Raw genomic sequence first — 18,628 nt, forward strand, 5'->3', positions numbered from 1 at the left:
GAGCCTGCCCGAGAGCGCCCCGGGCGCCTACGCGTCGGATGACCCGATCTCCCCGCCGGCGGGCTCACCGCGCGTGGGCCGTCGCCAGCTCGCCCCAGTGCGTCGTCGCCCGGAGCGAGAGGGCGTCGCGCTTCATCGTCCACACCGGCCCCGTGCGGATGCCCGCCAGCCCGAGGCCGACCGCGGACCGGCCGTGGCGCTTCGTCACGGCGTCGATGGTGGCGCCGAGGCCCTTCGTGTCGAAGGCGGTGTCGAAGATCTCGAGCAGCGCGTGGGAGTTCCGAGGCGACAGGTTCGTGAGGATGACGCCGGCCCGCACGTAGCGCGCGCCCTCCCGCAGCCGCGGGCGCAGGGTGCCGATCGCGGCCCTCACCATCGCCACCGGGTCGTCCGTGGGGACGGGGAAGCCGGCCAGGCCGCCGGCGGACTCGTACGGCGCGTCCGCGAACGGCGACGTCGACGCGAACACGCTCATCGTCCTGGTGACCGACTCCTGACCGCGGAGGCGGTGGGCGGCGCGCTGCGCGTAGACGGAGAGCACCTGCTCCATGCCCGCGATCGTCGTCACGGGAGTGGCGAACGACCGGGAGAAGATCAGCTGGTCGCGGACGGTGCGAGCGGCCTCGAGGGGGATGCAGTCGACGCCGCGCAGCTCGTAGACGGAGCGCTGCAGGACGACCGAGAACTTCTTGCGGATCAGCGCGGGGTCCGCGTCGCGGAGGTCGCGGACGGTGTGGATGGACAGCTCCGCGAGGCGCTTCCCTGTGCGGCCGGCGACGCCCCACAGCTCGGTGACGTGCTGGGAGGCCATGAGCGCGTCGAGCTGCTCGGGCGTGTACCAGTCGGTGTCGCAGACGCCCCCCAGGCGCGGGTGCTTCTTCGCTCCGCCCTTGTTGACGAACTTCGCGAGCGTCTTGCTCGGGCCGAAGCCGACGCAGACGGGCAGCCCGACGTTCTTCGCGACGGCCGCCCGCATCGCCCGGCCGACCTTCGCCCGCTCCGCCACGTCGCCGTCGACGCCGAGGAAGGACTCGTCGATCGAGTACACCTCCTGCCAGGCGGAGTAGCGGCCCAGCAGCTCCATCACGCGCGCGGACAGCTCGCCGTACAGCTCGTAGTTGCTCGATCGGGCGATCACCTCCGGGAGGCGACCGGAGCGGATGAGCGGCTCGATCTGGAACCAGGGCGTGCCGTTCTCGATCCCGAGCCTCTTCACCTCGTCGGAGCGGGCGACGACGCAGCCGTCGTTGTTCGAGAGGACGACGACCGGCCGGCCCGCGAGCCTCGGATCGAACAGCCGCTCGCAGGAGACGTAGAACGAGTTCACGTCGACCAGGGCGATGCGCCGCTCAGAGCGCACGGTGCAGCCGGTGGAGGCAAACGGTGACGACGCCCCACACCTGGAGGTCGCTCAGCTCGGCGACGTGGATCGGCGGGTACTCCGGGTTCTCGGCCCGCAGGACCACTCCCCCGGAGTGCAGCTCGAGGCGCTTGACGGTCAGCTCGCCGTCGAGGATCGCGATGACGACGCTCCCGTGCGTCGGCGTGATCGACCGGTCGACCACGAGCTCGTCGCCGTCGCTGATGCCCGCGCCGACCATGCTCTCGCCCGAGACACGGACGATGAACGTCGACGTCCTGTCGCGGATCAGGTGGTCGTTGAGGTCGAGGGACCCGTCGAAGTAGTCCTGCGCCGGCGACGGGAATCCGGCCGCCACCGCCTCGCTGGTGACGAGGAACATAACGGCGACGGCGTCCGAGGCGGGGGTCGCGATGCGCTCCACGACGGTCACGCCCATGGTCGGCTCCCTCCTCGTGGTATCGAACGGGTGTTCGAACGCGTCCGAGTGTAGGTCGGGGGCACCGACATTCGGGAGGCGCTCGGCGCCGTCCTCGATCGCCGGCGGGGACGATCATCGGCGATGCCGCCGGTCGCCGGGAGGAGTGGCGCGTCGGCCGACGCGAGCCCAGCCTCCCTGGAGCCTTCTCCGGCACGATCCGACCTCATCCCCTCGGAAGGAGCCCCTCCCATGCGCGCATCCCGTCCTCTTCCCGGCGACCCCTGGCCGTCGCAGATGGTCATCACGGTCGAGGACAACCCCTCGGCGCTGCTCGAGCTCCTCTGGATCCGCGAAGCGTGGGGCTTCACTCCGGCGGTCGACGGGCCTCCGCCGCTCGAGCGGTCCCCGGAGCGGGTCGGGTTGGCGGAGCCCGGCGCCGACGAGCAGCGCGCCTGGCCTCAGCTGTGGCAGGACTGCGTCGAGCATCTGGCGGTCGAGACCGGCCCGCTCCTCCGGCAGCTCTCCAGCACCGCCGACGGATCCCCCGAGCGCGCACGCCTCCTCGACCTCGCGCGCGGCCCCGGCTGGCGGGAGCGCTTCGGCGACGACTCCCTCGGAGCGCCTTTCAGCGCCTGGCACGACGAGCTGCGATCCACCCAGATGGACGCGCGGGACGTCCCGCTGGACGCCGCCCCCGAGCGGCGCTGCCTCGGCTCCCTCGTCCCCGCCTGGGAGGCCGGACTGAGGACGGTGGTCACCCTCCCCTGCCGCAGCGAGTACACCCGCGCCGTCTCCGGCTCGGTGCTGATCCTGACCGACAGCGACCACCGGGACCCGGACCGCTACGCCGCCGCGCTCCGACGGTTCGCCGACGGCTCGCCGGAGTGACGGGGCACGGATCTCCGGATCGGATGAACGCTCGCGCGCTCCGGACGGTATCCCCCTCCGAGCCGCCGATCTCCGGCGACCGCAAGTCTCGAGGAGTGCACGATGACCAGGAAAATCAGAGTCGGTATCGCAGCTGTCGCCGTCGCGGGCGTGATGGCGGTGGCACCCGTGCTCGCCGGTGCGAGCAGCGTCGCTCCGGCCGCGGCGACCAGCGACTCCAGCAGCGCGTCGGACAGGAACCTGATCAACGCGGTCCGCTCCGTGGCGGCGAAGCTGCGGGTCGTCGGACTCTCCGACGGCGGCACGAAGCTCGTGCAGTTCAACCCGACCAAGCCCGGCAAGGTCACGAACCGCGTCGCCGTCAGCGGCCTGACCGGCGGCGACACCGCGCTCATCGGCATCGACTACCGCGTCCAGGACGGCGCCCTCTACGGCGTCGGCGACAACGCGGCGAGCGCCGGCGTCTACTCCATCAACCCGTCCACCGGCGCGGCCACCCAGGTGACCCGTCTCACCGTGGCGCTGAGCGGCACCTCCTTCGGCGTCGACTTCAACCCCGCCGCCAACGCGCTCCGCGTGGTCAGCGACACGGGCCAGAACCTCCGTCAGCCGTTCGCCACCGCGGGCGCCGCGACGGTCGCCGACGGCACGCTCAGCTACGCCGCGCCCGCCGTGGCCACCGGTGTCGCCGGGGCCGCGTACACGAACAACGACCTCGACGCGAACAGCGCGACCACCCTGTTCGTCCTCGACACGGCCCTCGACCAGATCGCGATCCAGTCCCCGGCCAACGCCGGCACCCTGGCGCCGACCGGGAAGCTCGGCCTCGACGCAGCGGGTGCGACCGGCTTCGACATCTACTCCGTCCTCCGCAACGGCAGCTCCATCGGCTCGGTCGGCCTCGCCGCCGTCAACGGGTCGCTCTACGAGATCGGACTGCTGAACGGCACGGCGACTCCGCTCGGCGCCATCGGCGCGAACGTCACGGACATCGCCGTCCCGCTCGTCCAGCGCTGACCCGAAAGGCTCCCGGCGACCGCGCCCCTGCCGACCGACGCTCCCGGTGAGCGCCGGTCGGCAGGACGCCGGTCGGCAGGACGCTCCGGCGGGCCGCCTTGGCCGAGAGCCCTCGTCGGAAAGTTCACTCAGCTATGCATCACCGTTCACCCACCGACGCGGCGATGAGGAGTGAGATGAGCGTGCCCCTTTCCGGGGTCTCACCTCTCAAGGAGTCCACGACGTGACACGACTGTTCCGCTCCGCGAACCGCGGACGCTCCGCTCTGGCCCTCTCGGCCGCTGCTCTGGTCTGCGCCGCCGCCCTGGCCGCACCCGGCGCCGCCACTGCTGTCGGTGCCGCCGACCTCTCCGCCACCGGCGGAGCCGCCCGCATCTCCCCGGTCGACGCCGACCTCTCCGACTCGCTGCGCGCAGCGGTGAAGGAGCAGGACGCGAAGAACGTCATCCTCCTCATCGGGGACGGCATGGGCGATTCGGAGATCACCGTCGCTCGCAACTACCAGTACGGAGCGGCCGGCCGCTTCCCCGGGATCGACGCCCTGCCGATCACCGGCCAGTACACGACCTACTCGCTCTACCGCGCGGACGACCCGGCGACGGGCGCCGTCAAGGGCGCCCCGGACTACGTGCCCGACTCCGCCGCCACCGGCAGCGCCTGGGCCACCGGCACCAAGACCTACGACAACGCCATCTCGGTCGACATCGACCAGCAGCGCAAGGACACCCTCCTCGAGATCGCGAAGGCGAACGGCCTGAAGACCGGCAACGTCACCACCGCCGAGATCCAGGACGCCACCCCGGCCGTGCAGGCCGCCCACGTCGACGCCCGCAGCTGCTACGGACCCGACAGCGCGAGCTGCGGCGACGACGCGCTGGAGAACGGCGGACTCGGCTCGATCAGCGAGCAGATCCTCGACACCCGCGCCGACCTGACCCTCGGCGGAGGCTCGGCCAGCTTCGCGCAGGTCGCCCGCGCCGGCGACTGGAGCGGCGAGCCGCTGTTCCAGCAGGCCGCGGAGCGCGGCTTCCAGGTGCTCGGGGACGCCACGACTGCCGCCACCGCCGCGCAGCTCGACGCGCTGACCGTCGCCGACCAGGACGCGCCCGTGCTCGGACTGTTCAACTCCGGCAACCTGCCCGTCCGCTACGCGCCCACCCCGGCGACGGTCGGCGGAGCGGACGCCGCCCCGCAGACCTGCGTCGCGAACCCCGACCGTCCGGCCGAGCAGCCGACGCTCCGCTCCATGACCGAGAAGGCGATCGACCTCCTCGACACCGGCGACAAGGGCTTCTTCCTCCAGGTCGAGGGCGCGAGCATCGACAAGCAGGACCACGCCGCGAACGCGTGCGGCCAGATCGGCGAGACCGTCGACCTCGACGAGGCCGTCCAGGCCGCGCTCGCGTTCGCCGAGGCGGACGGGAACACCCTCGTCATCGTCACCGCCGACCACGCCCACTCCAGCCAGATCGTCGACTCGACCCCGCCGACCTCGCTCAGCACCGCGCTGAAGACCGCCGACGGCAGCACCATGAAGGTGTCGTACGGCACCGCCGCCGAGGGCGGATCGCAGCAGCACACCGGAACGCAGCTGCGCATCGCCGCCTACGGGCCGGGCGCGGCGAACGTCGCCGGGCTCACCGACCAGACCGACACGTTCTTCACCATCACGAACGCGCTCGGAGTGGACCGCGACATCCGCTCGATGAGCTTCGGAGCCACCGCCGAGCTCTCCGGCTCGTCGTTCGCCCCCGGAGCCGACGTCACCCTCACCGCGAAGGGCTTCAACGGGGACACGCAGCTGATCGGCTCCGCGCCCCTCTTCACGGACCGCACCGCGACCCGCGACCTCGCCGGCGGCGGCCTCACCGTCACGGCGAAGGCGCCCGCCACGCCCGGCGACTACAGCGTCACGGTGACCGGCGACCAGACCGGCAAGGCGATCACCCTGCCGTTCACCGTCACCGAGCGCCCGAAGTCGAGCACCCCCATCACCGACAAGGTCAAGGACATCGGCGGGAAGCTGATCGACAGGATCCGCCAGCACTGAGCACTCGTCGGCCCGGCTCCTCTGGAGGAGCGCGGGCCGACGGAGTCGCAGGAAGGGCCGTCCCTCGGGGCGGCCCTTCCTCGCGTCGGGGGGGGGTGTCGGCACGACCGAGCGGGCCGGGTGAGCCCGCCGTTCGATCAGGACGCGTCGGCTCCCGGCGACTCGCGACGCGGCACGGCCCCCGCGCGATGCACGATCGAGCGGATCAGCGCTTCGAGCAGGAGCGCCGCCCCGGCGAGCGCCACCGAGGCGGCGACGACCGACTCCGTCCAGGGCGTGGTGTCGTACGACTGGGAGCCGACGAGCGCGGGAGCGATCGCGAACGTCGCGACGAGGTAGCCGGGCAGCGTCGATCCGATCAGGAGGACGAAGGACGCGGCGCGGAGGGGCGACGTCCTCGCCACGAGGACCGCGAGGACGAGCAGGCCGGCGGGTGCGGCCAGACCCAGCAGGACCGCCGGGAGCATCGCCTGCAGGATCGTCGGTGCTCCGAGGATCCCGGACAGGACCGCGTGCAGGCCGAGGCAGCCGAACGCCGCGGCGACCACGGTCCGCAGCACCGCGACCGGGCGCCGCCGTCCCGGACCGACCGCGGCGAGGACGGCGAGAGCGACGAGGAGGTGCCCGATCCCGAGCAGCTGCGCTGCCGATCCGACGTTCTCCCACGGATCGGAGGGCCACGAGTAGTCGTACCGGTGGTCCTCGATCGCCTGCTCGCCCAGGATCGGCCCGGCGACGGCCCAGCGCTGAACGGCGGCGAGCTGCTGCAGCCCGGCCGAGGCGAGCATCAGAGCGCCGGCCGCGATAATCCCGCTCGAGCCCCGCTCACGGGCTCCGGGACGTCCTGACTCCGCTGCTGTCATGCGGCCACGGTAGGGGCCGGGGCGTCCGGCACGGGTGGCCGGGAGGAGAACGTCTCGCCGCGATCGGTCCGCGCGAGACGCCTGCGCGCGATCCGTCGGGACCGGCCCCGGCACCGGTGGGGGATGCTCCGCGGGCCCGTTCCGAGGCCGACGCATCCTCCGCGCACCGGCCCCTGCCCTGTTGCGGACATGTCCGCTAGAGGCTGTTGTCGGCGGTGGGACCGGGTGCCACTGTTCGGAGACGGCCGCCCACGGTCGACCCGATCGAAGGCTCCAGCATGCGCTCTCCCTCCGCCTCCCGCCCGACCGACCCGGACGCCGGTACGGCCCGCTCGACCCCTGAGCGGAGGACGAGGCCTCGGCCGGCGCTCGGCCTGCTCGCGCTGACGGCGACCGTCGCGCTCCTCCTCGGGACCACGGCTCCCCTGTCCGCGGTCGCCGCGGCTCCCGCTGCGACCGGTGTCGTCGGCTGGGGTGACGACTCCAGCGGGCAGGTCACTGCGCCGGCTGGGCTCACCGACGCGACGGCGATCGCCGCGGGCGGCTCCCACAGCCTCGCCCTGCGCAGCGACGGCACCGTCGCCGCCTGGGGCGAGGACAGCAGCGGGCAGGCCACCGTGCCGACCGGTCTGGACGACGTCGTCGCCGTCGACGCCGGCGTGAACCACAGCCTCGCCCTGCGGAGAGACGGGACCGTCACCGCCTGGGGCGACGACGGCGACGGGCAGGCCACAGTGCCGGACGGGCTCGCCGACGTCACCGCCATCGCTGCCGGCGGCTACCACAACCTCGCCCTGCACGGCGACGGGACCGTCACCGCCTGGGGATACGACTTCTACGGCCAGGCGACCGTGCCGGACGGGCTCAGCGGAGTCGTCGCCATCGCCGCCGGCCGATTCCACGACCTCGCGCTGCACCGCGACGGCACCGTCACCGCCTGGGGATACGACGCCTTCGGGCAGACCGACGTGCCCCCGGGACTCACCGGCGTCACCGCCGTCTCCGCCGGAGCCTCTCACAGCCTCGCGCTGCGCTCGGACGGGACCGTCGTCGCCTGGGGCAGCGACAGCGACGGCCAGTCCGATGTCCCCGACGGCCTCGCGGACGTCACCGCCGTCGCCGCCGGCGGGTACCACAGCCTCGCTGTGCGCCGCGACGGCACCGTCACCGCCTGGGGCTACGACGGCTTCGGAGAGGCCTCCGTGCCGGCGGGACTCACCGGCGCCACCGCCGTGTCCGGCGGCAGCTTCCACAGCCTCGCCCTCGGCGCTCGGCCCGTCTTCACGGCCGACGCCCCTCCGGCGACGGCGCCTCTCGGAGCGCCCTTCTCCTACACCTTCGCCACCGGCGGCGCGTCGACGTTCGAGCTCGCCTCCGGGTCCCTCCCGGCCGGCCTGACCCTCACCTCCGCGGGCGTCCTCTCCGGCACCCCGACCGTCGAGGGAGCGTCCTCCTTCACCGTGTCCGCCCGCACCACCTTCGGCACCACCACCGGCGCGCCCCACACCCTCACCGTCGGACCGGCGGCGACCGCTCCGACCCTCTCGGGGACGGCCGCGGCCGGCGTGGTCGGCTCCGCCTACGACTTCACGTACACGGCGACCGGATCCCCGGCGCCGGTCGTCACCGTCGTGTCGGGCACTCTGCCTCCCGGGCTCGCCCTCGACGGCTCAGGCCGCCTCACCGGCACCCCGACCACCGCGGGGACGTACGGCTTCACCCTCCGCGCGGTGAACCCGGCGGGCACCGTCGAGGCGGCGAGCACGCTGACCGTCTCTCCGCAGAAGGCGACCACGAGGGCCGACCTGCGCGTCGACGTCTCCGCTCCGACCACCGCGGTGAAGGGGAGGACGTTCACGTACACGCTCATCACGAAGAACGCCGGACCCTCCACGTCGGCGTCCGTCTTCTCGAAGGTGGTCCTCCCCCCGACCGTGCAGTTCGTCTCCGCCACGGGCTCGTACAGCCGCATCGGGAGCATCGTGATCTTCCCGCGCTCGAGTCTCGCGAACGGGCAGACCGTCACCGAGAGGATCACCGTCACGGCCACGCGCACCGGCACCGCGACCGCCTTCGCCGCCGCGTTCTCGGTCAGGACACCGGACCCGTCGATGCGCAGCAACGCCGACAACGCCGCGACGACCGTCCGCTGACGGCGGGCGCAGGAGGACGGCGGGCGGGCCTCCGGGATCGCCCGCCGTCTCGATCCGCGAGGTACGGATGCACCCGGAATCCCCGTTCACCGGCGCCCGACCCGCGGAGGGGGCGGCTAGAGCACGTCCGCGATCGCGGCGAACGTCCTGTCCGGGTCCTCGAACTGCATGTCGTGGTGCACGCCCGGGAGCCGGCGCACCTGCCAGCCCCGCTGCTCGAGCCGCGCGGCCAGGGCGTCCGGCAGCACCGCCGGCGACTGGTCGGACAGCACGACCGTCGACGGGACCGCCGGCGCCTCGACCGGGACCGGGTGGAAGGCGACGTCCCGGAACACGCCGACGGCCATCCGCGCGTCGAACCGCTTCTTCGCGTCGTCGAGGAGCGCGCGGGTCTCCGGGCTGTAGGCGGCGCGGACCGCGGCGCTCGCCCGCGCCTGCCCGAGCTGGGCGACGCCGAGCGACAGCAGCGGTGCCGCCCAGAACAGCCGTCCGCGCAGGCCGCTCGTGGGGAGCGACAGGGCGAACCCGGGATCGAGGTAGACGGCCCGGCCGGGCGCGAGTCCGGCGACGGCACGCTGCAGCACCGCGCCGCCGAGCGAGTGGCCGACCACGCTGTCGAGTCCCGCCGGCAGCGACTCGACCAGATCGGCGGCCATGTCGTCGATCCGGTAGGACTCCGCCCGGGCGCTCGCGCCGTGCCCGCGCAGATCGACGGCCGTGACCGTGTAGCGGCCGGTCGCGACGAGCCGCTCGACGAACGGCCCCCAGGTCGCCGCCGACGCACCGAGCCCGTGCACCAGCCCGACGTGTCGCGGTCCGGATCCGGTGGTGAGGGTCTGCAGGCGCATCCCCTGATCCTGCCGGAGACGGCGGTGCCGAGTGCAGGGAGAGATGAGGCCGACCGGGACCGCGGGCCGGGCCGATGGAGACGCCGCGAGCGCCTCCGCTCACTCGTCGTCGTCGACGAACGGTGGGAACGGTCCGATGTCGCCGGTGCGGAGGTTCCCGTAGTAGCTCGGCACCCAGGCCTCCTCGGGGACCCGCCCGACCACCGGCGACACGATGACGACGTGATCGAGGAACTCCTGCTCCCACACGAGGCAGTCCCGGTAAATGTGCCCGCGCAGCGGCCCGTCCACGTCACGGGCCGGCAGCTCCCTCGCATGGACGGGGAGGAAGAGCGCGTTGACCGGCGTCATCGTGATCGTGTGGTCGATGTGGGGCTGCTCCGCCTCGACCTTGTCGAGCATCGCGTCGACGAGCTGCTGAACGCCGTTGCTCACCGTGTCCTCGCTTCCTCGTCCGGGGCCCTCCGCGTCCGCGAGCCCGGCTCGCGACGACCGTACCCATCCCGCGCCGCCCGGCTGAAGCCCGTGGCGCAAGCATCGGGAACCGCGTCGCGAACCGCTCGGACGGCGTCGACGGGCGACCGGAGGACCGGGCCGGTCGACTGCGCGCCCAGCGCCGATCCTCCTCCGGAATGCCCACCGGACAGGGGCCTCCGCAGGGGGTCCGCTCCGGTGCGGTCCGGTCCTACGCTCGCCCCATGCATCTCCGCACTGTCGCGATGAGGCCCGGCGCCGCCGCGCTCGGGCCGGTCGGCGCGCCCCCACGGACCGCGCTGGACGACGTGCTCGCCCACCTCGTCGCGGCGCTCGCGATCGGATCCGGCCTGCTGCTGGTGCCGGCGGGCGTCGGCGGAGTGCCGCTGCTCGCCACGGGATCGACCGGAGCGAGCGCCTTCGAGGCCTGGACGCTGATCCGCACCACCGTGGCGCTGCAGGTCGGCATCGCCGTGCTCGCGATCGGTCTCGGCGCCGTGGCGCGGACGCGCGGACCCGCGGGAACCCGGGCGGAGCGCTGGTGCGTGGTCGCCGCGGTGAGCGCCGCGATCGGCGTGGTCCTGCTGGTCGTGCCGCCGGCCTGAGGAGCCTCCGGAGAGCGACGACCACCGGCCCGTCAGAATCGCCGCGCCCGGCCGTGACCGAACCGTCACCTCGCGCCGCGCGGCGTGATCGGATCGTTGCAGGATCCGGCACAGGCTGAGGTTCCGCATAGGACACACTCGGCCACAGGGGGCGATCGTCCCCCGCTCATGGGGAAGCCGACCGCGATCAGCGGCTCGGAGAAAGCAGGAATCGTGCGTTCTGCGCGACGACGCCACGGCGTCACCATCATCACCACTGCGGCACTGCTGGGGGCGCTCGCGTTCCCGTCCGTCGCCCTGGCCACCGAGGTCGTCCCTGACGCCGCCTCGAGCCCCGCACCGGCCGAGCCGGCTCCCACCGCGGAGCCGACCGCGACTCCGGAGCCCACGGCGACGCCGCAGCCGGCCTCGACTCCGGCGCCCACTCCGGCTCCGACCACCGCGCCCGTCGAGAGCGCGCAGTCGCCCCTGGCGATCGCCCTCGACCGCACCACCTACGAAGCGGGCTCGGCGTTCTCCGCGATCCCCTCGGCGGAGGGCTGGGCCGGCGGCCTGGACGTGTCCGGGACCGGTTTCCAGCCCGGCACCGTCGCCGTCGTCGTGCTCCGCGACGGCGCCTCGGAGGAGGCCGTCACCACCAGCGTGATCACCGCCTCCGGCGAGCTCCGCCTCCAGGACTGGCTCCCCACCGACGCGGACGGCGTCGCGGTGGACCCCCACCTCCCGCTCCCCGGCGAGACGATCTCCGTCGTCGCGGAGGGACTCGACGCCTCGGGCGCCCGTGTCGCCTCCGATGCCGTCGAGCTGACCGTGACGCAGCCCGACACGAGCGTCGTCTTCCAGAACCGGGAGGACGGCGGGGTGCTCCCGGCCGGTGCGGACATCCAGGTCGGAGAGTTCCGGATCTACGGCGTCGTCGCCTCGTTCCGCGGATTCGACCGCGGCGAGGACGTGTCCGTCACGCTCACCGCGCCCGACGGCAGCACCTCCGCCCTCGTGCCCCCCGCGCCGACCCCGCTCTCGGGCGAGGCCTTCGTCCTGCTCGACGCCGACACCATGGCGGACCAGCTGGGCACCTTCTCCGTCACCGCCACGGGAGAGACCAGCGGACGCTCCGTGACGTCGTCGCTGGAGCAGGTCCCCTCGCGCACCGCGATCCGGATCTGGCCCCAGGGGGCTTCGCCCGAGCCCGCCCCGGCGGACGGACAGCCCACCAGCGGTGGCGCTCTCCTCGGCTTCGGCGCGGACGAGACCGTCTCGATCGGCGTCTTCTCGACCTCGGGTGCGCGCCAGACGCTCACGGGCGGCGGCTCGAGCCTCGAGGTCGGCGTCGACGGGCTCGGCTGGAGCCTGATCTCCCTCGGCGAGTACCCTCTGCAGGACCCGGCGAGCGAGATCTACTGCGTCATCGCCCGCGGCACGTCGAGCGGTCTCGTGGCGAGCACCTCCTACGACTACACGCTGACGGAGGAGGACCCGATCGCCGGAGAGGCCGACTGCTCCGCCGCGGTCGCCGCCGTCACGGCGCACCCTGCCGGCGCCGGGCCCGCAGTGCACCCGGCCGGCTCCGGACCCGCGGCGCAGACGGGCGGCCACCGCCCCGTCCTCGCCTCGACCGGCGTCTCGACGACCGCGCCGCTCGCCCTGGCCGCCTTCGGCATCCTCGGCGGTCTCGCCCTGACGGTGCTCCGCCGCCGCCGCGCGTAGACGGCCGCGCACCGCGCACGACGAAGGCGCCCGGGCACACCGCCCGGGCGCCTTCGCGGTCGCGAGACCTGTCGGGTCAGTCGGACGGCACCGCGCAGGTCTCCTCCGCCGCGGTCTGACCCGGAGCGTCGACGGCGACGGGAGCGGGATCCGTCGGAGCCGCGCCGCCGTCCGCGGGCGCCTCCTCCGCGGGCGCCTCCTCCGCCGGAGCGTCGGATGCGAGGGTCACCGGCTGGTCGTTGAGGACGCGGTTCATGAGCTCGGCGCCGACCTCGGCGTTCGGCACGACCTTGCCCGGATAGTCCGGGTCGTCGAGCGCCGGGTACTGCACGAACACCATCTTCGAGAGGTCGACGTCCTTCAGCGCGAGGGCGAGCGAGATCATCGTCGCCGGGCTCGTGAGCGAGGTCGACAGGTGCACGTTCGACGAGGTCGCCTGCGCGAGTCCGTAGAGGGCGGGGATGTTCGAGAGGGTGTCGGCCGAGCGGACGGTGCGCATCAGGGAGGCCAGGTACTGCTGCTGCGACGAGATGCGGCTGAGGTCGCTCTGGTCGCCGACGCCGTGGCGGCTGCGGAGGAACGAGAGGGCCATCGACCCGGAGACGGTGGAGGTGCCGGCGGGCAGGTCGAGGCCCGAGTCGGTGTCGAGGATCGGACCCGTGAGGCAGATCGGGACGCCGCCGACGGCGTTGCTCATCTCGATGACGCCGTTGAAGGACACCCAGCCGGCGTAGGGCACCGTCAGGCCGGTGAACTGCTGCAGGGTGTCGTTGACGCAGGCGAGCCCGCCGTACTGGAACGCGGAGTTGAGCGGGACGCCGGCGGCCGCCTCGGTGACGACGCCCGTCTCGGGGTCCGTGCAGGCGGGACGGTCCAGGATCAGGTCGCGCGGGAAGCTGATCACCGTCGCGCTGCGATGGTCGGCCGAGACGTGGAGCAGGATGTTGACGTCGTTGAGCGTGTCGTCGCGGACGCCGAACGTGTCGCCCTGCGTGGCGTCGTTGTCGGTGCCGACCACCAGGACGTCGAAACCGCCCTCGACCGCGCCCATCTGCACGTTCCCGGCGGTGGGAGGAGCGACGCCGAGGTCGACCGCGTTGTCGGCGACGTTCCGGCTGATGCTCACCGTCGCGATCGCCACGAGCGAGGTGGCGCTGACAGCGAGGACGCCGACCACCGCCGCGATCCCGACCACCACTGTCCGCACCCCGGACCGCCGCCGGAGCCGCCCGTGCCGCACCGCGCGCTCGTGAACCCTCATGCGCTCCCACCCCTCGCCCCGCCCGCCCGTTCGCGGACGCAGTCGCTCGCCAGTGTAGGCAGGCCCCCTCCGATGCGGCGCGGAACGGCCCTGCTACCGTCGTGCGCGCATCGAGGAGCGGAGGAGGAGCCGTGGAACGCCGAGTCGTCGATCCCGTCACGCAGATCGAGTGGATCGTCCCGCCGTTCGCGACCGAGGAGGACACCCTCGCCCGCGCGCGGGCCGATCGGGAGGGGCGGCTCGCCGACCTCCGCCTGTACCCGGACCACTGCGCGGAGTATCCGCTCTGGGCGGTCGACGGCCCGATCGACGATCCGGGTGCGATCGGCGTCCCGGAGGCCCTGCACGGACCGCTGCTCCGCTGGCAGGAGCTCTGGGCGTCCGGATGCGACGTGTTCGAGGGCTGGAGGAGCGCCGAGGCGGAGGAGCGCTGGCTCGCCCTCGGCCGGGAGCTGCACACCGAGCTCGAGGCCGCCCTCTGGCTGACGACCCGGGTGCTCGCCTGCTTCTGAGGACTGCTGCTCGGACATCCGCGGGAAAGCCGGCGCAACCCGTCCCCGGACCGGCCCCTGCGTGCCTACCCTGGACGGTGCGCTCTCCTCGTCTTCTGCAGCAGGTCGTCGGCAAGCTCGGCGGGCAGCGGCCCGCGGCCCCGGTGAGCCGTCGAGCGCAGCGGGCGCTCCTCGCCGAGCAGACGGTCCGCGGGGTGCTCGAGCTGGCCGTGCGGCTGGGCGAGACGCTGCTCTCGCTGGGGTCCGCGGCCGCCGAGGTGACCGAGACGATCCAGCGGGTGTGCCGCGCGTACGGCATCGAGTGCCAGGTCGACCTCACCTTCACGTCGATCCTGGTCGTGCACGACGGAGGCGACGACTCCCCCAGCGTGAGCGTGCTGCGCGTCGTCCCCTCCCGCAGCGCCGACTACGAGCGGCTCGCTCGCGTGACGGCGCTCGTCACCGCCATCACCGAGGGCTCGCCGGAGGTGCGGGTCGCCGATGCCGTCGATTCCGCCGAGGCCCGCGAGGAGGCCCGGCACCAGTTCGAGGCCGCGCACGACCGGCTCGACGCGATCCTCGTCCAACCGCACCGCTACCGCCGCGGAGTCGTCACCCTCACGCTCGCGCTGATGGCCGCGGGCGTCGCGCTCCTGCTCGGGGGCGGACCCCTCGTCGTGCTCCTCGCCGCCGCGACGGCCGCCGCGATCGACCTGGTCAACCAGCTGCTCGCCCGCTGGGGCCTGCCCGCCTTCTTCCAGCAGATCGCGGGCGCCGCGCTGGCGACCGGAGTGGCGGTGGTGCTGCTCGCGGTCGTGCCGCGTCTGCCCGTCGAGCTGGCGGTGCTGCCGCCCGCGCTCGTCGTCGCGTCGGGGGTGGTCGTGCTCCTCGCCGGGCTCTCGTTCGTGGGAGCGGCGGACGACGCGATCAACGGGTTCCCGATCACCGCGGGCGGCCGACTGCTCGAGGTCGGGCTGCTGACGCTGGGCATCGTCGTCGGGATCGCCGTGGTGCTCGACGGCGCGCGCTCGCTCGGGGTCGAGCTGGTGCTGGTCGACTCCTACGCCCGCCCCTGGCCTGCCGCTGTGCAGGTGCTCGGTGCCGGGGTCGCGGCCGGCGCCTGGGCGCTCTCGTCGCACACCCCGCCGCGGCCCGCGCTCATCGCCGCCCTCACCGGAGCCGGCGCGTTCCTCGTCTCCGACTCCTTGACCACCTCGGGCTTCGCGCCGCTCATGGCCAACGCCCTCCCGGCGCTGGCGATCGGCCTGCTCGGCGAGATGCTGGCCGAGCGGATGCGGGTGCCCGCCGTGGTGACGACCGCGTGCGCGATCGTCCCCCTCCTGCCCGGCCTCACCCTCTACCGCGGCGTCCTCGGCCTCACCTCGAACGCCGGCCCGAGCGCCGGGATCGAGCTCCTGCTCCAGGCGGGCATGATCGCGCTGGGCCTCGCCGGCGGAGTCACGCTCGGCCGGATCGCCTACCGCCGCCTGCGCACCCCGATCGTGCGCGCGGTGGCGCCGGTCCGCGCCCGGACCCGCCGGGACCGCGGGATCGAGCAGGCCCTCGCCGCCGACGTCCTCTACCCCGACGGCGCCGAGGCCGGGCAGGCGGACACCGCACAGGATGCCACAGCGTCGGGCAGCGGATCCAGCCTCACGGCGTCCGACCCGTCGGCGCCGGCCGCGGTCGACCCCGCACCGCTGCCCGACGAGCCGGCGCCGGCCGCCGAGGAGCCGTTCACCCGCACCGGGATCGTCCCGATCGTCAGCACGATCGGCGTGACGGAGCCGGTGCCGATCGTCACCGAGGAGGATCCGGCCGACCGGGGCTGACGACAGGGCCTGCTCCCGCGGCCGGCTCCTCGCCGCAGGGGTGGGCGCGCCGGTCAGTCCGCGTGGCCCCGCACGACCGCGGTCCGGCGGGTGTCGATCACGATCACCGAGCCGAGCACGATCAGGGCGAGCGACACCGAGGCGAGCGTGTCGGTCAGCCAGTGGTAGCCGAGGTAGAGCCGGGCGACGATCTGGCCGGCGATCATCCCGAGCGAGAGCGCGAAGCCCCCGATCATCCAGCTCCGGGAGGAGCGGCGGGAGGCGAGGAGGAACGTGGTGATCAGGAAGAAGTCGCTCACGCCGGTGACGTGGCCGGAGGGGAACGAGAAGGTCCCGTCGGGCCCGAGCAGCATGTACTCGACCGGCGGGCGCATCCGCATCACGAGGTGAGCGGCCAGCTGCACGCTGAGCATCCCGACGAGCATGCCGCCGGCCAGGAGGATCGGCCGCCAGAGATGGCGGGCGAGGACGAACCAGAGCACGAGCACCGCCAGGATGATGACCGGCAGGTAGACCGGCCCGAAGACGGTGGCGAGCGCGTCCATCACGACCGTGCCCTCGGCGGAGCGCTTCTCGCGGAACCACTCGGCGACGACCGGATCGAGGACGGTGAGGCCGGTGCCGCTCGCGACCTGCGCGGTGAAGGCCGCGAAGAGGACGACGCCGACGCCGATGAGGCCGAAGCCGGCCCGGTCGAGGCCGCGGCGCGCCTCCGGGGGCATCACGCGCTCCTCCACGAGGAACCGCTGGTGGAAGCGGGCGCGGCGCGAGAGGGCGGGGGCGGTCATCCGCTCACCCTAGGGCTGCGGAGGCGCCGCCGACCGGGCCGTTCGCTCAGCGTCCTGCCGTGTAGTGCGTCTGGATCTGCTCCGGCGTGAGGACCGTCGAGTACACCGCGGCGTAGCGCAGGCTCCCGCCGAAGTACGAGGAGCCGACGTTCGGCCACTGGCCGCCGAGGCTGTCGTACCCGATCTTCCAGGTGCCCGTCGTGTTCTCGGCCGTGCGGTACGTGCTGTTCGAGGCGACCTTCACGCCGTCGACCCAGAGCGCGATGCCCGCCGTCGGCGAGAGCGTGGAGACGACGTGGTGCCAGAGCCCGTCGTTGACGGCGCGGGTGCTCGTGATGGTCTGCGCGGCGCCGTTGTAGACGCCGAAGACGAGCTTGCCGTCGGCACCGATGTAGGTGTGGCGGTCGTACTGGCCGCCGGGAGCGGTGGCGCCCGCGCTGAAGCTGAAGAGCTTGCCGCCGGCGTTCGTGGTCTTGAACCAGATCTCGGTGCTGAAGGTGCCGGGGTTCCTGATCTCCAGCGGCGTGCTCAGGTACTGGTTGGTGCCGTTCGGCGTCCACGAGCCGCCCGCGTCGCGCGGGCAGGCCTTGGGCGTCGCGGCGGAGCTGGCCATCGCGGTCGGGAAGAGGCTGGTGGAGCGGTAGGTGCCCGGGTACTGGCCGGAGTCCGTGTCGGGCGCGGTCGTCGATCCGCTCGGCTGCGCGAGCGTGTAGGCGAAGAGCGCGGCCCCGCGGTCGGCGGCGAGGGCGCCGTCGCAGGTGAAGAACGCGGCGGCGCTGCCGACCGTGTTGGTCGAGTTCAGGATCGAGGCGGTGTACGCGCCGGAGGTGGCAGGGGCGGTGAGCAGCACGGCGGCCAGGGCGGCGGCGGCGAGGGCGGCGACGACAGACCTCGGGCGGGCGAGGAGGGTGCGCAGCCGCGCGGCCGGTGAGGCGGCGGAGAGGCGGTGCCGGCTCATGCCGTCTCCTCCTCGCGGGCGGCGCGGCGGCCGCGCTCGGCGGTCCGCTCCGGCTCCCCGGGGAGGCCGACGAAGACCGTGTAGAGCACCGGGATCGCGCAGAGCAGGACGAAGAGGACCCAGCCCCAGAACGGCAGGTGCAGAGCGGAGGAGAGGGCGTAGGCATCTCCGTCGTGCGCCGGGATCTGCAGGCGGCCGACCTGTCCGGAGACCAGGTCGACGGGGTCGGCGCCCTCGGCGCTCACGCGGATGGGGAGGACGCCCGTCGAGACGAGCGTGGCGTTCGTCGTGCCGCTGTCGACGGTGGCCTCGAGGACGACGATGCCGACCAGCGGGCGGAGCACGAAGACGGTGACGGACGCGACGAGCGAGAGGCCGAGGATCCGCATCGACGCCCGCTGGGTGGGCGAGGCGATGAAGCGGGTGAGCAGCTGCACGAGGACGGCGCCGATGATCAGCAGCGGCAGGCCGCGCACGAGCCAGCCGAGCACCGGCAGCGCCGTGGTGACGACTCCGATGAGCTGGTCCTGGCCGGTGGCCCACGGATCGACGGCACCGTTGATGTCGCCCTGGGTGCGGAGCGTGCCGTCGTCCGCGATCTCGACGACCCGGTGGGTGTAGGTCTCGTCGGGCGTGGTGGTGGGGTGGAAGCTGACCGCGTCGCCGACCCGGACGTCCTCGAGGGCCGTCGGCTCGGTGAGGACGAGGGTGCCGACGGGGGCGGCCGTACCCATGGAGGGCGTCTGCACGATGAACCAGCGTCCGCCGGACGCGTGGAACAGGAGCGCCGCCGCGACCAGGACGGCCAGCAGAGCGGTCGTCGTCCAGATGAGGGCGGTGCGGAGGAGGGACCGGCGGGGGCGGTCCCTCCTCCGCACCGCCCTCATCTGGACGACGACCGCTCTGCTGGCC

17 protein-coding genes are annotated in these 18,628 nt (G+C 73.5%); 8 read left to right on the forward strand and 9 right to left on the reverse strand.

Going from position 1 to position 18,628, the window contains the following annotated elements; genetic code table 11:
• Positions 1-64 precede the first annotated feature (64 nt).
• Complete coding sequence (locus C5D09_RS07490) at positions 65-1,360, reverse strand: Y-family DNA polymerase (RefSeq protein ID WP_104268984.1); 1,296 nt, start codon at positions 1,358-1,360, stop codon at positions 65-67.
• Entirely contained in the window at positions 1,350-1,799 is a 450-nt protein-coding gene (locus C5D09_RS07495; protein ID WP_104268985.1) for a LexA family transcriptional regulator, read from the reverse strand. The genes C5D09_RS07490 and C5D09_RS07495 overlap by 11 nt, the downstream gene beginning before the upstream one ends.
• Positions 1,800-2,030: 231 nt before the next feature.
• Here C5D09_RS07495 and C5D09_RS07500 point away from each other — a divergent pair, with 231 nt between their 5' ends.
• From C5D09_RS07500 to phoA, 3 genes are all read left to right on the forward strand, one after another.
• Entirely contained in the window at positions 2,031-2,669 is a 639-nt protein-coding gene (locus C5D09_RS07500; RefSeq protein WP_104268986.1) for a hypothetical protein, read from the forward strand.
• A 102-nt stretch (positions 2,670-2,771) separates the two neighbouring features.
• A complete protein-coding gene (locus C5D09_RS07505) occupies positions 2,772-3,686 on the forward strand; it encodes a DUF4394 domain-containing protein (RefSeq protein ID WP_219813058.1) in 915 nt (304 codons plus the stop codon).
• A 223-nt stretch (positions 3,687-3,909) separates the two neighbouring features.
• The gene (gene phoA / locus C5D09_RS07510) at positions 3,910-5,736 is read left to right on the forward strand and encodes an alkaline phosphatase (RefSeq protein WP_308470898.1); all 1,827 of its coding nucleotides are present in this window, start codon (positions 3,910-3,912) and stop codon (positions 5,734-5,736) included.
• A 137-nt stretch (positions 5,737-5,873) separates the two neighbouring features.
• On the opposite strand, the gene C5D09_RS07515 is transcribed toward phoA, so the two are convergent.
• Positions 5,874-6,599, reverse strand: a complete 726-nt coding sequence (locus tag C5D09_RS07515; protein ID WP_146085618.1) for a hypothetical protein — start codon at positions 6,597-6,599, stop codon at positions 5,874-5,876.
• A gap of 278 nt (positions 6,600-6,877) precedes the next feature.
• Here C5D09_RS07515 and C5D09_RS07520 point away from each other — a divergent pair, with 278 nt between their 5' ends.
• A complete protein-coding gene (locus C5D09_RS07520; protein ID WP_104268988.1) occupies positions 6,878-8,752 on the forward strand; it encodes a DUF11 domain-containing protein in 1,875 nt (624 codons plus the stop codon).
• A 116-nt stretch (positions 8,753-8,868) separates the two neighbouring features.
• On the opposite strand, the gene C5D09_RS07525 is transcribed toward C5D09_RS07520, so the two are convergent.
• The gene (locus tag C5D09_RS07525) at positions 8,869-9,600 is read right to left on the reverse strand and encodes an alpha/beta fold hydrolase (RefSeq protein WP_104268989.1); all 732 of its coding nucleotides are present in this window, start codon (positions 9,598-9,600) and stop codon (positions 8,869-8,871) included.
• 99 nt (positions 9,601-9,699) lie between these two features.
• Positions 9,700-10,035: a hypothetical protein gene (locus C5D09_RS07530; protein WP_104255926.1), complete on the reverse strand. Its 336-nt coding sequence runs from the start codon at positions 10,033-10,035 to the stop codon at positions 9,700-9,702.
• Between the two features lie 263 nt (positions 10,036-10,298).
• Between C5D09_RS07530 and C5D09_RS07535 the strand changes: the two genes are divergently transcribed.
• Together C5D09_RS07535 and C5D09_RS07540 are read left to right on the forward strand one after the other, a co-directional pair.
• Complete coding sequence (locus C5D09_RS07535) at positions 10,299-10,679, forward strand: hypothetical protein (RefSeq protein WP_104268990.1); 381 nt, start codon at positions 10,299-10,301, stop codon at positions 10,677-10,679.
• 213 nt (positions 10,680-10,892) lie between these two features.
• The gene (locus tag C5D09_RS07540) at positions 10,893-12,386 is read left to right on the forward strand and encodes an LPXTG cell wall anchor domain-containing protein (protein ID WP_146078972.1); all 1,494 of its coding nucleotides are present in this window, start codon (positions 10,893-10,895) and stop codon (positions 12,384-12,386) included.
• A 76-nt stretch (positions 12,387-12,462) separates the two neighbouring features.
• Here the strand turns inward: C5D09_RS07540 and C5D09_RS07545 are convergent, their stop codons facing one another.
• Positions 12,463-13,647 carry an LCP family protein gene (locus C5D09_RS07545; RefSeq protein WP_146081501.1) on the reverse strand — a complete coding sequence of 395 codons (1,185 nt, stop codon included), beginning with the start codon at positions 13,645-13,647 and terminating at the stop codon, positions 12,463-12,465.
• Positions 13,648-13,778: 131 nt separating this feature from the next.
• Here C5D09_RS07545 and C5D09_RS17470 point away from each other — a divergent pair, with 131 nt between their 5' ends.
• On the forward strand, positions 13,779-14,159 hold the full coding sequence (locus C5D09_RS17470; RefSeq protein ID WP_104324363.1) for a hypothetical protein: 381 nt from the start codon (positions 13,779-13,781) through the stop codon (positions 14,157-14,159).
• A gap of 77 nt (positions 14,160-14,236) precedes the next feature.
• Complete coding sequence (locus C5D09_RS07555) at positions 14,237-15,970, forward strand: threonine/serine exporter ThrE family protein (protein ID WP_181133957.1); 1,734 nt, start codon at positions 14,237-14,239, stop codon at positions 15,968-15,970.
• A gap of 53 nt (positions 15,971-16,023) precedes the next feature.
• Here the strand turns inward: C5D09_RS07555 and C5D09_RS07560 are convergent, their stop codons facing one another.
• The 3 genes from C5D09_RS07560 to C5D09_RS17475 all read right to left on the reverse strand — a co-directional run.
• A complete protein-coding gene (locus C5D09_RS07560; protein ID WP_104268993.1) occupies positions 16,024-16,758 on the reverse strand; it encodes a phosphatase PAP2 family protein in 735 nt (244 codons plus the stop codon).
• Positions 16,759-16,804: 46 nt separating this feature from the next.
• Positions 16,805-17,716 (reverse strand): LamG domain-containing protein, encoded by a 912-nt coding sequence (locus tag C5D09_RS07565; RefSeq protein ID WP_104268994.1) that lies wholly within the window; start codon positions 17,714-17,716, stop codon positions 16,805-16,807.
• Positions 17,713-18,628: S26 family signal peptidase (locus C5D09_RS17475; protein WP_219813059.1), on the reverse strand; the 916-nt coding region annotated here is incomplete at its 5' end. The genes C5D09_RS07565 and C5D09_RS17475, both read right to left, overlap by 4 nt.

The organism is Rathayibacter sp. AY1C9, from assembly GCF_002932315.1.
Lineage (GTDB): Bacteria > Actinomycetota > Actinomycetes > Actinomycetales > Microbacteriaceae > Rathayibacter.

Coding starts and splice junctions, on each gene's coding strand:
- C5D09_RS07495 (WP_104268985.1), bottom strand. CDS start 1,799: ATGGGCGTGACCGTCGTGGAGCGCATCGCGACCCCCGCCTCGGACGCC.
- C5D09_RS07500 (WP_104268986.1), top strand. CDS start 2,031: ATGCGCGCATCCCGTCCTCTTCCCGGCGACCCCTGGCCGTCGCAGATG.
- C5D09_RS07505 (WP_219813058.1), top strand. CDS start 2,772: ATGACCAGGAAAATCAGAGTCGGTATCGCAGCTGTCGCCGTCGCGGGC.
- C5D09_RS07515 (WP_146085618.1), bottom strand. CDS start 6,599: ATGACAGCAGCGGAGTCAGGACGTCCCGGAGCCCGTGAGCGGGGCTCG.
- C5D09_RS07520 (WP_104268988.1), top strand. CDS start 6,878: ATGCGCTCTCCCTCCGCCTCCCGCCCGACCGACCCGGACGCCGGTACG.
- C5D09_RS07525 (WP_104268989.1), bottom strand. CDS start 9,600: ATGCGCCTGCAGACCCTCACCACCGGATCCGGACCGCGACACGTCGGG.
- C5D09_RS07535 (WP_104268990.1), top strand. CDS start 10,299: ATGCATCTCCGCACTGTCGCGATGAGGCCCGGCGCCGCCGCGCTCGGG.
- C5D09_RS07545 (WP_146081501.1), bottom strand. CDS start 13,647: ATGAGGGTTCACGAGCGCGCGGTGCGGCACGGGCGGCTCCGGCGGCGG.
- C5D09_RS07560 (WP_104268993.1), bottom strand. CDS start 16,758: ATGACCGCCCCCGCCCTCTCGCGCCGCGCCCGCTTCCACCAGCGGTTC.
- C5D09_RS07565 (WP_104268994.1), bottom strand. CDS start 17,716: ATGAGCCGGCACCGCCTCTCCGCCGCCTCACCGGCCGCGCGGCTGCGC.